Below are 12,271 nucleotides of genomic sequence, written 5' to 3'. Positions count from 1 at the left end.
GCTCCAAATAGTCTTTGACAAAAGAATTTTGTTGTGCAAACAGAGGCAAGGTAGCTGAGGAGAACAACAATATGGTAGTAAGAAGTAATAGGTGTTTCATTATTTTTTATTTTGTAATCATTTAAATCCTGTACAAACTTTTCGATTTGATTATTACTTAAAAAAGAAGGTAAAAATATACCTTCCTTACTTCATTTTCCCAATGCGAGGGTAGGCATTTTTTTAATTGGGTAAGTATCATACTGTTCTCCTAAAAAGGTCAACACATTTCCCCATTTTAAAAGAAACATTATCAAGGCGGTTCCTGCAATACTCACGAATAACAAACTCTGCCAGAAATAAATTTTATTACCCCAAATCTTTAACCACTTTTTGCCATATGCCTCGCTGACATAACCGTTCATGCTTTTATAAAAAAGAAGACTCAATAGGGAGAAAATTGTGATCGCTACTATAAGTACCCAAACTTTTCCCATCTAACCATTTTTTAATGTTTAAGATTTTAAATTACTTCCTGGATTCATGCTTTACCCAGTCTACTTCCATTACCCATTCGCCCATCATGGGGGAGTCGGTAATTTTTGCGAAGTTTAAAATGGCAAACATGGGCTCGGGATATTTGTCGCCTTCGCCTACATTGCGGTAGACTTCTTTACCATCGAGTCGGTAAACCAGGTCGCTTTTTTCCCATTCAACAGAGTATTCATGAAACTCATTAAGAGTTGAGGGAAAATTTCGTCGTTGACTTTGCCAGTCTCCTTTGTCGCATTCACCTAAACTAACGATGGCCCCGGTTGTAAACTCATCTTTCATATGGTCGCCGTGATGTTCAAAGATGTCTATCTCGCCAGACCCGGTTAAAGGCCAGCAAATATTCTCATCCTCTTCCTGCACAGGAGATTCATTGTTTTGGGCACCGAGCAACCACCAGGCGGGGAACATACTTGCTTCGCCATTGCTCGACAGCTTGAGACGCGCTGTCCACTTGCCTTTTACAAATTCCTTGCGGTTTTTAGAACAGATGCGACCAGCCACGTATTCGGTCTCAGGGTGTTCATTACCTTGTTTATCTAAATTATCACAAGGTCTTTTTTCGCCTGTATTAACCACTTTGATCTTTAAGGTACCATTGCTTACTTCCCGGGTACCAAATTCACCGTCGGGTACGTAGCAATGATTTTCATTATTCACCCAAATTCTTTGATCCTGCCAGTTGTCTGTATTAAAGGTGTCAAAATCATCGAGGAAATCTGTATTCCAGGAAGTGGTGGTGTTTTGGACTTCCTCACTTTTTTTGGGGCTCTCCTTGCAACTAAAAACCAATTGCAAAAATACCAGCAACACAATCATTAAAATCTGTTTCATTTTTTATAGTTTGAAATAAATGTAACAAATTTCAAGGAAGTATTAAAGGTGTGATTAACCTGGCTGCCGGCATGCCTTATTCTGGCTTGCTTTATTGGGTTTTCTTTCTGTTTGTTAAGATAATTATTGTAATAATATATATCAAAACGATCCCAAAGGGTATAGCAATAAATCTATGTTCAGGCAATAGATACCAAAGAGCCAGCACTGCAATAGTTCTGGTCAAGGTATGAAAAATACCCACCCAATGTTTTATGATCCAGGAAAATGGCAACCACATCAAACCCGTTAAAATTCCAACAGACATGGGAAGGGATGAATAGTCAACCAGGAAAAAGGGTATTGCTATGGCATACGCCAGAATGGCTTGCCCGGCAGTGTAGAGGAAAAGCGAATCAAATTCATTTTTAGGTTTGCTCTTATCCAGAAAGTTTTCACCTGTGAATTTTGAGAGAAATAATCCTATGTAGACGATGCTTCCTGTTCCAATGAAAATAGACCACACCGCTATAAAATCTGAGAAAAAAATCCCGACAAATCCAATGATGGTCCAAATGATTAACCCGGACAAAGGGGTGGCAAGGAATTTTTGATTAGAAAACTCAATTCGCTGTTCTTCAAGTGTTCTTTTCATTAGGAATGCTTTTTAATGTTCCACGATTAGGGTATGGACTGTGACGCCATTGGGGCATATATCCTAGCCCTTGATCTAAACAGGTTTTATTCATCTGTTTTTTTATAATCAAAAGAGATTTCCATCTCATCTCCTGATATTTTTGCAAGTAATTGGGCGCCGTTTCTTGAATATTCAATCTTTTTGGGAAACTCATTAGTTGAATTTTCGCAAACAAAATTTGAGTTTTCTATTTCAGTCAGCAAGAATTTAGTGGGTTCTTTTTCCCCTTTCCCGGTAACCTCAAAACTCCAGGTTTCTGCTGTTTTAAATAATCTGATGTTTTCTTGCCAGACAGTGTCCTTGTGTTGCATGGTATAGCTAAATCCAATATACTCTGTAGAACTATCCTTCTTCCAGTTTTCATACGTTTCTGCCCCTTCTGTCTCATTGGTTCTGATCCAATTCCCCAAGATCCAATCAAAACCATCTTTTGATTCTGAGGGATTATTTCCACAAGAAATGGTGAATAGTAGCGGTAATAATAGTAGGATCTTTTTCATTTCACTAAACTGTTTTTATTTATCTCCGAGATTGGTCTATGGGGTGCACTAAACAATTCGTATTAAGGACATTTAAGGCCAGTTACAATGTTGTTCCTGCCAGCCTGTCCTCCGCACGAGACTTCGGAAGGTGGGTCGGTAGGCAGGCTTTCGTTATTTCTAATCTTTGTTTTCTTAAATCAATTTGTCAATCTAACATAATTGTGTTATCCATATAATCTATTATTGATTGCCCTTCTTCTTTAACTCGAGTAAAATGAAAAATTTGCCAATAAGTAGATTGATAAATCACAGCTATATCTTTCTTGATTTCAGGATCACTTATAATACACTTAAACCAAGATTTGTTAAATCCCCTGTCTCCTTCTTTATTCCAATATCTATCTATGCTTGACAGGTCCGCACACCTGCTTATGGCTGTTCTATTTTTCTCACGAGATTGTGCTGGCGTTTCTGAAAATTGATAAACTTGTTTGTCGTAGTAGTCATAGAATGTTTTTAATAGATAATCTAAGGAGTCATTGTTGATAATTGCAATTTGCCCCGAGGATATTAACTCATCCCAAGTTCTATTTTGTCTTCGAACATCTATTACGGCAGACGTCATAAAAGTATTACTCACAAACAGACTAGAGTCAGCAATATATTTGTCTTTGCTTTCCAATATCTGTAATACAGCTCTAGAGTTTATTTTATTTGTTTCTAGTTTTTCGATGATAGTATTAATTTCTTGTACATCTTTTTTTAAATCTTTATAGATTTCTGTCACATATTCTTTCCCTTTATTTTGTTTTTTCCGATTCTCATTCCAATTATTAACTGAAAGTGCTATCAAAATTCCTATAACCACGAGGATAATTTCTCCAATGGCATAAAGAAGATACTTACTTGCCCTATTTTCTTTAACCATATTTTGGCGGATATTTCGAAAGAATTTTATCATAGTCTGTTTCTATTGTCAGGTCGAGCGGAGTCGAGACCGGGTATAATTACCGGGTTTTGTCATATCCCGACTCCCATCCCTACGGATGGTTATATACCTTCTGAAGGCAGGCGCTCGATATGACATTATACTCGCCCTTCGCACCTTATTTGTCCAGAATGATGGCCGGCAGGTTCAATGATTTGTACAATGTATTATAGGCGTTCATCTCCGTGGCTACAATAGCATTTTTCTCCTGATCAAAACGGTTCCATTGGGCCATAAGATCTGACATACGCTCCTTGGCACCCTGGGTTACCTTTGGCTCAGCCGCATCAACATAACTACGCAATTCCATGAACTCTGCATTTAACTGATTGTGAAAGTTGATCACATCCTGAAAGGTCTTTTGTTTGGGCTGTATAAGCTGCTCTTCCCAGGTATTGATCCGCTCTAACAACGCTTTCCCCTTGCTTACCAACTCCTCTGCCGCCGTGTTCTCTTTTAAAAGTTTTTCATAGGCAGTAAGCTGGTTTTTGGCCGAGCGCATCTGGTTAACTGCGACGTGCATCGCGGTGATGGTGGCTGCAATTTGGTTTAGCATTTGCTGTTGTTCCAAATAATCCGCCTCCGATGCTTCTACCTTTGGATTTGGCAAAACACCTACACTGGTCTCTGAGACCGCCTCCCCCAATGTAAGTCGAAGCCCATAGGTGCCCGGTGCCACCCGGGAGCCTTCATAATTTCCATATACAAAGACCTTGTCTACCGCAGGTAGGGATTCTTTCCTGAAATCCCATGTAAAGCGGTTATAGCCCTGCTTGGCGGGTAACACTTCCGGTTTGGAGGGCCCACCCGGCCAGGAGCTAAATTCCTCAGGCTTTTTACTGGAATAGCTTCTGATCACCTCATTATTTTGAAGCACTTCCAGGATAAGTTCTGTACTATCTGCCTTTTGCCCCAGGTAATAATCTACCGTAACCCCTTGTTTAGGATTCTGCCCCAGTCCAGGCACCGGCTTGTCCGTGCTGCCTCCAAAGAGCAAATAAGTATCTTTTGGTTGTACCATGGCAATAGTAGCGCTGCTTATGGGCGCACTTTGCAAGGCACCTACATCATCCAATATCCAAAATGAGCGCCCGGCCGTTGCCACCACCAGGTCATTGTCCTGAAAGATCATATCATTGATGGGGACCACCGGTAAATTGAGCTGAAAGGGTTGCCAGTTGAGCCCATCGTTCAGGGAAATATACAGCCCCGTTTCTGTACCAGCGTACAATAGGCCTTTTCTTTTAGGATCTTCCCGCACCACTCGTGCAAACGTATGCGGATCTGTAATGCCATTCACGATCTTGGTCCAGGTTTCGCCATAGTCCGAGGTTTTAAAAATATAGGGCTTCAGGTCCATAGATTTGTACCGCATTACTACCACATAGGCAGTAGCAGGGTCGTGAGGGGAAACTTCAATACTGTTTACGATGCCTTCTCCTATGTCTTTAGGGGTTGCATCTACCCAGTTCTGTCCCCCGTCTTTGGTGAGGTGTACCAGCCCATCGTCTGAGCCTGCCCAAAGAACCCCTTCTTCATGGGGCGATTCTACTAAATACATCAGGGTGTTATAATTCTCGCCTCCGGCTGCTTCATTGGTATACGGTCCGCCACCCGGGCCCTGTTTACTTTTGTCGTTCCGGGTAAGATCCGGACTAACCACTTCCCAGCTCTGGCCTTCATCGGTACTCTTAAATACTACGTTCCCGGCGTGGTAAATGGTATTTCTATTGTGCGGGGAACTAATGATAGGGGCGTTCCAGTTATAGCGATATTTAAAATCGGCAGGCACATTTCCCAACGCCAGTTCAGGGTATTCTTTAATCGACTTCCCTTCCCTGGAGGCTTTCACCCATTTTTCAATAATGCCCTGATAGCAACCACCAAAGATCACCTTGGGATCATCGGGGTCAAAGGCCAGGTAGGCACTTTCACAACCGGCCACGGAGTACCAGTCTTTCCAGTCTATTCCCTGGTCATTGGTTCTGCTCGCTATGGATATGGCAGAGTTGTCTTGCTGCCCCCCATAGACCCTGTAGGGTACCTGGTTATCTGTGATGACCCTGTAGAACTGTGCAGTGGGTTGTATGGTTTGTGTGCTCCAGCTTGCGCCTCCATTGTTAGAGACATTGGCACCCCCGTCATTGGAGTTGATCATTTTTTGATTGTCAAAAGGGTGTATCCACAAATGGTGGTTGTCTCCATGCGGGGTGGAAAGTCCTGAGAAGGACTTGCCCCCGTCGATCGACTTCATGACCGGGGCGTTCAGTATATACACTATATTCTCATTTTGTGGATCGGCAAAGATCTCCATATAGTACCAGGAACGGGCAATGTTTACCCGGTCCTTATTGATCTGCACCCATTTTTTCCCTGCATCGTCTGAGCGGTATACGCCCCCTTTGTCACCTTCGGCTTCCAAGACAGCAAAGACCCTTTCGGGGTTGGCCCTGGAAACAGAGATGCCCGCCTTTCCGAACTCTTTGGGGAGTCCTTCCTTCATTTTATCCCAACTGTTTCCCCCATCGGTAGATTTAAAGAGGCCAGACATAGCGCCACCAGATTCCATGGTCCACGCGTAGCGGCGGTGTTGCCACATGGCTGCATAGAGGATCAGCGGGTTCTTCATGTCCATAGAAAGGGAGGAAGCCCCGGTAGTGGCATCAAGGTATAAGACCTTTTCCCAGCTTGCACCCCCATTGGTGGAACGATATACGCCCCTTTCTTCTGAAGGCCCATACTGTGCACCCTGGGCCGTTACAAAGATGATATCCGGATTGGTAGGATGGATGATGATGTCTGAAATGTGGCGGGTATTATCGAGTCCGCTATGCGTCCAGGACTTCCCGGCATCGGTCGATTTGTATACGCCATCGCCCATGGAGGTCATTACCCCCCTGGCGGCGTGTTCTCCCATCCCTGCGACTACAATGTTTGGGTTGCTTTCAGAGACGGCCAGGGCCCCTACGGAGCCTGTTTTTAGAAAGTCGTCTGAGACATTTTTCCAGCTAATGCCATCGTCTGTTGTTTTCCAGATGCCCCCGCCGGTACTTCCCATATAATAGGTCATGGGCTGGCCAACTACGCCTGTAGAGGTTACACTACGACCCCCACGAAATGGACCTATATTACGCCATTGGAGGCCGTGAAAAAGGGAATCCTCAAGCACAGGTGGGGGAGTTGTGTTCCGAGATTTTCTACGTTGACCCTCTACGGAGGAGGGTAAAAACAAAAGTAAAATGAATAGGAATTGAATGATTTTCATAGGGAATGTTTTCTAAGTTGTTTTGTTCGAAAGTTATTCTAGCAAAGGATTATTCTTCAATGGCGGCAAAGGTCATTTGACGGAATTTCCATCCGGTATCTTCATCCCATTTATTCTGGGTTTGTTTCATCAGTATACCGATTACCTCTTCTTCCGGATCGGCGAAATATTGGGTGTTAAAATACCCTCCCCAATCAAAGGTGCCTTTGCTGCCGGCGCCTCCCAGATCTTGCCCTTTTTGGGTATAGACCCCAAAGGCAAGGCCATAGTAAAAACGGTCGTTGCTCAGGGATATCCCCATCTGGTCTCCCATAATACTGCGGATGGTGGTAGGGCTCAGGATCCTGGCACCACCATAGCTTCCTTCGTTCAGATACATTTGTAAAAAAGTAGCGTAATCGTTGGCCGTGCTGGAAAGTCCGGCGCCACCCGAAAAGAAGCGTTTGGCTCCTGTAACAGGGTAGTTCGTATCATAAAAGGTAACTGGGTATTGTTCCCAGCCGTCCTCTGTGGGTTGTTGAACAGAAACCAGTCTGTCTGCCTTTTCTTCCGGGAGGTAGAACCAGGTATCGTCCATGCCCAGGGGGTCAAACAGTTTGGTTCGCAGAAAGGTATCGAAGGGCATTCCTGAGATAATCTCTATAAAATAACCCATTACGTCCAGGCCCTCACTATAGGTAAATTTTTCTCCGGGATGATGGTGAAGGGGGAGAGGGGCCAGTTTTTTAACGCTTTCCTCTATGCTGATATTCTCTGTGGTGAACAGGTCCGTGACGCCGGTTTTAGCATAGATCTTTCTGATGCGGGGGTCCCCGTCTATGACCCCATATCCAAGTCCGGAAGTATGGGTTAACAGATGACGGATAGTGATCTCTTTGTCCGCTGGGGTAGTGGTATAGCTGCTATCTGCCTCGTTGAAAGTTGCAAGGATCTGTGGGTCCTTAAATTCCGGGATGTATTTTGAAATGGGATCATCCAGACGAAATTTTCCTTCTTCCCACAACATCATTACGGCGGTGGCAGTGATCGCTTTTGATTGGGAAGCGATCCTGAAAATTGCATCGTTCGTCATTTCTTTTTGGGAGGCATTGTCTGCCATCCCATAGGATTTATAAAATACGATCTTTCCTTTCCGGGCGATGAGGGCTACAGCTCCGGGGATCTCTCCGGAATTTACGGCCTCCTGCAACATGGTCTCAATTTTTTCCAGCCGCTCAGCAGACATCCCTGCTCTGGCAGGGGAAACCTTTATGAGAGAAGTATTGGTATGGTCCTCTGAAGGTGCATTGCGACACCCAAGGAACAATAGTGCAAGGGCAAAGGGTAAAAGGGTGGTTGGTTTCATAGATGTGTTTATTTTGTATTAATTCCCGCCTTCCCGGGTAGGGGATCTTGGGGTGGGCCAGGCACGTCTTTCGCCCGTCCTTGGATTAATAGACAGCACGGCTTTTTCCCTGGAGCTTTTTTCCGGGTCTTCACTGGCCATATAGGTAAGAATGGCTGTAAGTATGACGTTGTTCCGCACATCGTCAAAGACTATTTTGTCATAGGTGTCCAGGTTGGTGTGCCAGGTGTAATTCCAATAACTCCAACTTAGGGAACTAAGAGAAAATGCCGGAGCTCCGGCGGCTACAAAGGAGGCGTAATCCGAGCCTCCTCCTCCCGGGTTGCCCGGAAAGGTAGTTTCTATATGTTTGGTAATACTTTCAGGAACAGGCTCCATCCATTTTCCCAGGTAGGCATAAGAATTTAAAAATCCCTGCCCGGAAAGATTCACTACACGCCCGGTGCCATTATCCTGGTTAAATAATGCCTGAAGACCTTCCACAACTTTGGGATGATCCTCTACAAAAGCGCGGGAACCGTTTAAGCCTTGCTCTTCGCTGCCCCAGAGCCCTATAATGATGGTTCGTTTGGGTTTGGGATATAATTTTTTAAGGATACGCGCGGTCTCCATCATGGTAATGGTGCCCGTTCCGTTGTCTGTGGCGCCGGTACCTCCGTCCCAGGAATCAAAATGGGCAGAGAGTACAATGTATTCATCCGGGAATTCTGTTCCGGGAATGGTAGCAATGGTGTTAAAGGTAGGTACGCGCCCCAATTCTTTAGACTCTGCCACTACTTTTAGGACAGGGTTGCTTCCGTGTTCCACCATACGGTAAAGCATTCCGTAGTCTTCCAGGGAAAGGTCTACCACCGGAATTTTTTTAGTATTTGCACTAAAGATCTTGTTGGCACCAAAGCCGTTGGACCAACGCGATTGTATAATTCCGACAGCTCCGGCTTCTTCCAGGGCTTCGTTGATAGTTCTACTGCTATAGCCAGTAGCCCTTAACTTCTGTCGCCACGCTTCTTCTAACTCATCGCGTTCCTTTTTCATTTTTTCGAACGATTCCGGGGTGGCAAATTCCTCCCAGTTGTAATCTGGTCTGCCTGTGGGTTGTGGCATAGAGACCAAAACAAATTTACCTTTTACATTAGACACCCATTTCTTAAACTCAAGGGAGTCTGCCAGGGTGGGAATGGTGATCAGTGAAGCAGTAATGCCTTTGGAAGAAGTACCAGGGCTCCAGGCCAATTGTCTTCCGGTGAGGGATACTACCCGGGGAGAAATCATATCTATATGAGTAATACCACGTTCCCATCCGCGCCAGGTACCCCAGGTCTCATTCTCGGCAGAAATACCCCATTTGGCATAGGTTTTCACGGCCCAGTCGTGCGCATTTTTCATTTGAGGGGTCCCTACCAGTCTGGGGCCAATTACATCCATGAGTTCATGGGCTAAATTTGGCAGCTGGGTATTCTCCGTAGCTTCCTTTTCTATGGCGGCTGCCATTTCTTGAGGGGTTTGTGCCTGTGCATAAATAATACAGATCAATAGGGTAAAAAGGGTGCAAAGTTTTTTCATGGTGAGTGTCTATTTTTATAAAGAGTCCCTAAGATAAAAATAAAACCCATGGGGAGGAATTTTGGGAGCGAATTATAAGGTCAATTTTAAGCTTTATAACTATTTACAAACGACAACAAACGATAACAAACGAAAATAAATAAGTAACGACCAACTATCCGGTTTTAGGGGACTTATGTTTGCCTTGTCGGGAATGGAAACCGATAGTATTAACTGTTTAATCTTAAAATATAGTAATTATGAATGCACTGAAAAACAAAGTACAGTTGATTGGTAACCTGGGGCAGGACCCGGAAGTAGTAAATCTGGATAATGGGAACAAACTCGCAAAATTTTCCATAGCCACTAATGAGACCTACCGGAATACCAAGGGGGAGAAAGTAACGGACACCCAATGGCACAATATTGTGGTATGGGGTAAACTGGCCGAAGTAGTGGAAAAATTCCTTAACAAAGGGAATGAAGTGGCCATAGAGGGCAAATTGATTCACAGATCGTATGAGACCAAAGAAGGAGAGAAGCGTTTTGTATCTGAGATCAAGTGCAATGAACTTTTAATGTTGGGGAAACAATAAAAGTGAACCTCTGGTCGAGAAAGGGGGCATTTTGCCCCTTTTCCTTTATGTATACGAGCTATTTTACTACCTTTTTGTTCCTGATATTTCGATATTTCCAATTGAAATAATGGCTATGATAAAGGTCTTATGAAACTCGGTGTCAAAGTTTTACTTCTATTAATTACCTTACTTCCCTGTAACGTTCTTCCACAGGAAGGGGAGGAAGTGACCGGTTTCTATCGTACCATGGCCATCGCCGATGCTCAAATGGAGCAATCACTCACTTTTGGTCTGGAGGAAGACGAGATGGATTATTGGAAAGATCAGTACAATTTTGAAAAGAACTTAAAGCAAGAAAATTATTCGGCCTATAAGACCTATATCTTCTTTAAAAGACGTTCGTATCTTGAACATCAGCAAGGCTGCGATATTGCAACCAATCATGGCAAGGGCTATAATAAACAGGCATCCTTCTACAGGGTTCACGGGCAAGTTGCCCTGAATGGGAAGCGAAGAGGGGCCATAGATCTTACTGCCAGCCCAGCTGTGGTGTCTCAAAGAAACAGGTAGGATAGTATTTAAGCCACCTTTCTAAAAAGGTCATTACAAGGACAGCGTTTACAACGTTTGGATTCACACTTTTTATATTTCTTGCAACACTTAGATTTGCAATCCTGGCAAGAAAGGGCACGAATAAGTGCTTTTTTGGCTTTTTTAGCCTTTTTTTCTTCTTTTTTCCCCAACTTTTTTCCTTTCTTCATCAGGTAAATCTATGAGCTCAAAAATAATTATTTTTATTTAGAATTAATAAAGATAACCAACAAAATTTTATTCTGCAGGCTTGATAGCAGCACTCCCTGCGGTGATCTGCTGTACATCTCTGTCGAAGAGATACAATCCCCCTTTATCATTTCCAATCAGACTGATCTTATCGAGAATATTTCTGGCCAGGGCCTCTTCCTCGATTTGTTCGGCCACGTACCATTGCAGAAAATTGTGAGTAGCATAGTCTTTTTCCTCCAGAGATACATGAACCAGTTCATTGATACTTTTGGATACGAAAATCTCATGTGCATAGAGTTCTTTGAACATGTCCTGAAAACTGCCGAAATCTTTATCTGGTGCTTTCAGATCGGTGATGTGTGCATGTCCGCCCCGCTCATTGACGTACTTGATCAGCTTTAGCATATGCATTCTTTCCTCATCAGAATGGCGATACATAAACAAGGAGATCCCTTCCAGGCCTTTTACCTCAGCCCAGGATGCCATAGACAGGTAAACCTGTGAAGATTCTGCCTCTATACGGATTTGTTCGTTGAGGGCCTTTTCCATTTTTTTAGTCAACATAATTTTTCTTTTCCATAAAAATACACAACCCTTTATTTTAATTCCATGACATTCATCAGTATTCTTTCATAGCCATAGAGATTTTTTTCATGCCAGCTTTAGAAATAGAGTTTCTGTGCCAGTCTGAATGTATTGGCATGAGCCTCTACAATTAACTTTATATCTTTTGAATATCCACCTCCCATGCTGCATTGTACCGGAATGCTGTTCTTCTGGCAGATATTTAATACATAAGCATCACGTTGCTTGCATCCTTCCATGGTCATTCCCAGCGTGCCCAGTTTATCCGTCGCTAAAACATCCACCCCACAGAGATAAAAGATAAAATCTGGTTGTTCTGTATCCAACAGAGGAGGCAGGGTCTTTTTAAGGATGCTCAAATATTCTTGGTCTGAAGTGTTCTTTGGCAAAGGAATATCCAGGTCCGAAAGTTCTTTTTTAAAGGGGTAGTTGCCGGCTCCATGCATAGACAAGGTAAATACAGTGGGATCTCCCTGAAAGATCTCGGCCGTACCATTGCCCTGGTGAACATCCAGATCTATGATCAGAACTTTCTCTGCTTTTCCTGTAGCTTGTAAATAGCGGGCACCAATTGCCTGGTCATTTAGCATGCAAAAGGCTTCTCCCCGGTTACTGTAAGCATGATGCGTGCCTCCGGCGATATTCATGGCAATACCGTGCTC

Annotated in this window: 12 protein-coding genes; 2 read left to right on the top strand and 10 right to left on the bottom strand. The window is 43.6% G+C overall.

The genetic code is table 11. The features are described 5' to 3' along the window. Positions 1-191 precede the first annotated feature (191 nt). From WBM49_RS07175 to WBM49_RS07140, 8 genes are all read right to left on the bottom strand, one after another. Complete coding sequence (locus tag WBM49_RS07175; RefSeq protein ID WP_424371376.1) at positions 192-476, bottom strand: hypothetical protein; 285 nt, start codon at positions 474-476, stop codon at positions 192-194. A 31-nt stretch (positions 477-507) separates the two neighbouring features. Further along, complete coding sequence (locus WBM49_RS07170; RefSeq protein ID WP_424371375.1) at positions 508-1,365, bottom strand: glycoside hydrolase family 16 protein; 858 nt, start codon at positions 1,363-1,365, stop codon at positions 508-510. A 91-nt stretch (positions 1,366-1,456) separates the two neighbouring features. After that, entirely contained in the window at positions 1,457-1,999 is a 543-nt protein-coding gene (locus WBM49_RS07165; RefSeq protein ID WP_424371374.1) for a DUF7010 family protein, read from the bottom strand. An 86-nt stretch (positions 2,000-2,085) separates the two neighbouring features. Further along, positions 2,086-2,541: a DUF6265 family protein gene (locus WBM49_RS07160; RefSeq protein ID WP_424371373.1), complete on the bottom strand. Its 456-nt coding sequence runs from the start codon at positions 2,539-2,541 to the stop codon at positions 2,086-2,088. 187 nt (positions 2,542-2,728) lie between these two features. Continuing rightward, positions 2,729-3,484 (bottom strand): DUF6090 family protein, encoded by a 756-nt coding sequence (locus WBM49_RS07155; RefSeq protein WP_424371372.1) that lies wholly within the window; start codon positions 3,482-3,484, stop codon positions 2,729-2,731. A 145-nt stretch (positions 3,485-3,629) separates the two neighbouring features. Next, a complete protein-coding gene (locus WBM49_RS07150; RefSeq protein ID WP_424371371.1) occupies positions 3,630-6,776 on the bottom strand; it encodes a VPS10 domain-containing protein in 3,147 nt (1,048 codons plus the stop codon). A 49-nt stretch (positions 6,777-6,825) separates the two neighbouring features. Next, a complete protein-coding gene (locus WBM49_RS07145; protein ID WP_424371370.1) occupies positions 6,826-8,121 on the bottom strand; it encodes a serine hydrolase domain-containing protein in 1,296 nt (431 codons plus the stop codon). An 18-nt stretch (positions 8,122-8,139) separates the two neighbouring features. Beyond that, the gene (locus tag WBM49_RS07140) at positions 8,140-9,684 is read right to left on the bottom strand and encodes a M20/M25/M40 family metallo-hydrolase (protein ID WP_424371369.1); all 1,545 of its coding nucleotides are present in this window, start codon (positions 9,682-9,684) and stop codon (positions 8,140-8,142) included. 239 nt (positions 9,685-9,923) lie between these two features. Here WBM49_RS07140 and WBM49_RS07135 point away from each other — a divergent pair, with 239 nt between their 5' ends. Together WBM49_RS07135 and WBM49_RS07130 are read left to right on the top strand one after the other, a co-directional pair. Next, positions 9,924-10,259 carry a single-stranded DNA-binding protein gene (locus tag WBM49_RS07135; RefSeq protein WP_424371368.1) on the top strand — a complete coding sequence of 112 codons (336 nt, stop codon included), beginning with the start codon at positions 9,924-9,926 and terminating at the stop codon, positions 10,257-10,259. A gap of 129 nt (positions 10,260-10,388) precedes the next feature. Beyond that, positions 10,389-10,811 carry a hypothetical protein gene (locus WBM49_RS07130; RefSeq protein WP_424371367.1) on the top strand — a complete coding sequence of 141 codons (423 nt, stop codon included), beginning with the start codon at positions 10,389-10,391 and terminating at the stop codon, positions 10,809-10,811. Between the two features lie 258 nt (positions 10,812-11,069). Here the strand turns inward: WBM49_RS07130 and WBM49_RS07125 are convergent, their stop codons facing one another. Both WBM49_RS07125 and WBM49_RS07120 read right to left on the bottom strand, forming a co-directional pair. Further along, entirely contained in the window at positions 11,070-11,588 is a 519-nt protein-coding gene (locus tag WBM49_RS07125) for a ferritin (RefSeq protein ID WP_424371366.1), read from the bottom strand. A 98-nt stretch (positions 11,589-11,686) separates the two neighbouring features. After that, on the bottom strand, positions 11,687-12,271 hold a 585-nt coding region (locus tag WBM49_RS07120; protein WP_424371365.1), incomplete at its 5' end, for a histone deacetylase family protein.

Source organism: Muriicola sp. (assembly GCF_049669965.1).
GTDB lineage: Bacteria > Bacteroidota > Bacteroidia > Flavobacteriales > Flavobacteriaceae > Muriicola.
The sequence above is the reverse complement of the archived record's forward strand: the minus strand, read 5'-3'. Positions and strand labels throughout refer to the sequence as shown.

What these genes read in the sequence shown, in the direction of transcription:
- WBM49_RS07125 (WP_424371366.1), bottom strand. Translation starts at nt 11,588, where the DNA reads ATGTTGACTAAAAAAATGGAAAAGGCCCTCAACGAACAAATCCGTATA.
- WBM49_RS07175 (WP_424371376.1), bottom strand. Translation starts at nt 476, where the DNA reads ATGGGAAAAGTTTGGGTACTTATAGTAGCGATCACAATTTTCTCCCTA.
- WBM49_RS07130 (WP_424371367.1), top strand. Translation starts at nt 10,389, where the DNA reads ATGAAACTCGGTGTCAAAGTTTTACTTCTATTAATTACCTTACTTCCC.
- WBM49_RS07165 (WP_424371374.1), bottom strand. Translation starts at nt 1,999, where the DNA reads ATGAAAAGAACACTTGAAGAACAGCGAATTGAGTTTTCTAATCAAAAA.
- WBM49_RS07140 (WP_424371369.1), bottom strand. Translation starts at nt 9,684, where the DNA reads ATGAAAAAACTTTGCACCCTTTTTACCCTATTGATCTGTATTATTTAT.
- WBM49_RS07155 (WP_424371372.1), bottom strand. Translation starts at nt 3,484, where the DNA reads ATGATAAAATTCTTTCGAAATATCCGCCAAAATATGGTTAAAGAAAAT.
- WBM49_RS07145 (WP_424371370.1), bottom strand. Translation starts at nt 8,121, where the DNA reads ATGAAACCAACCACCCTTTTACCCTTTGCCCTTGCACTATTGTTCCTT.
- WBM49_RS07135 (WP_424371368.1), top strand. Translation starts at nt 9,924, where the DNA reads ATGAATGCACTGAAAAACAAAGTACAGTTGATTGGTAACCTGGGGCAG.
- WBM49_RS07170 (WP_424371375.1), bottom strand. Translation starts at nt 1,365, where the DNA reads ATGAAACAGATTTTAATGATTGTGTTGCTGGTATTTTTGCAATTGGTT.
- WBM49_RS07160 (WP_424371373.1), bottom strand. Translation starts at nt 2,541, where the DNA reads ATGAAAAAGATCCTACTATTATTACCGCTACTATTCACCATTTCTTGT.
- WBM49_RS07150 (WP_424371371.1), bottom strand. Translation starts at nt 6,776, where the DNA reads ATGAAAATCATTCAATTCCTATTCATTTTACTTTTGTTTTTACCCTCC.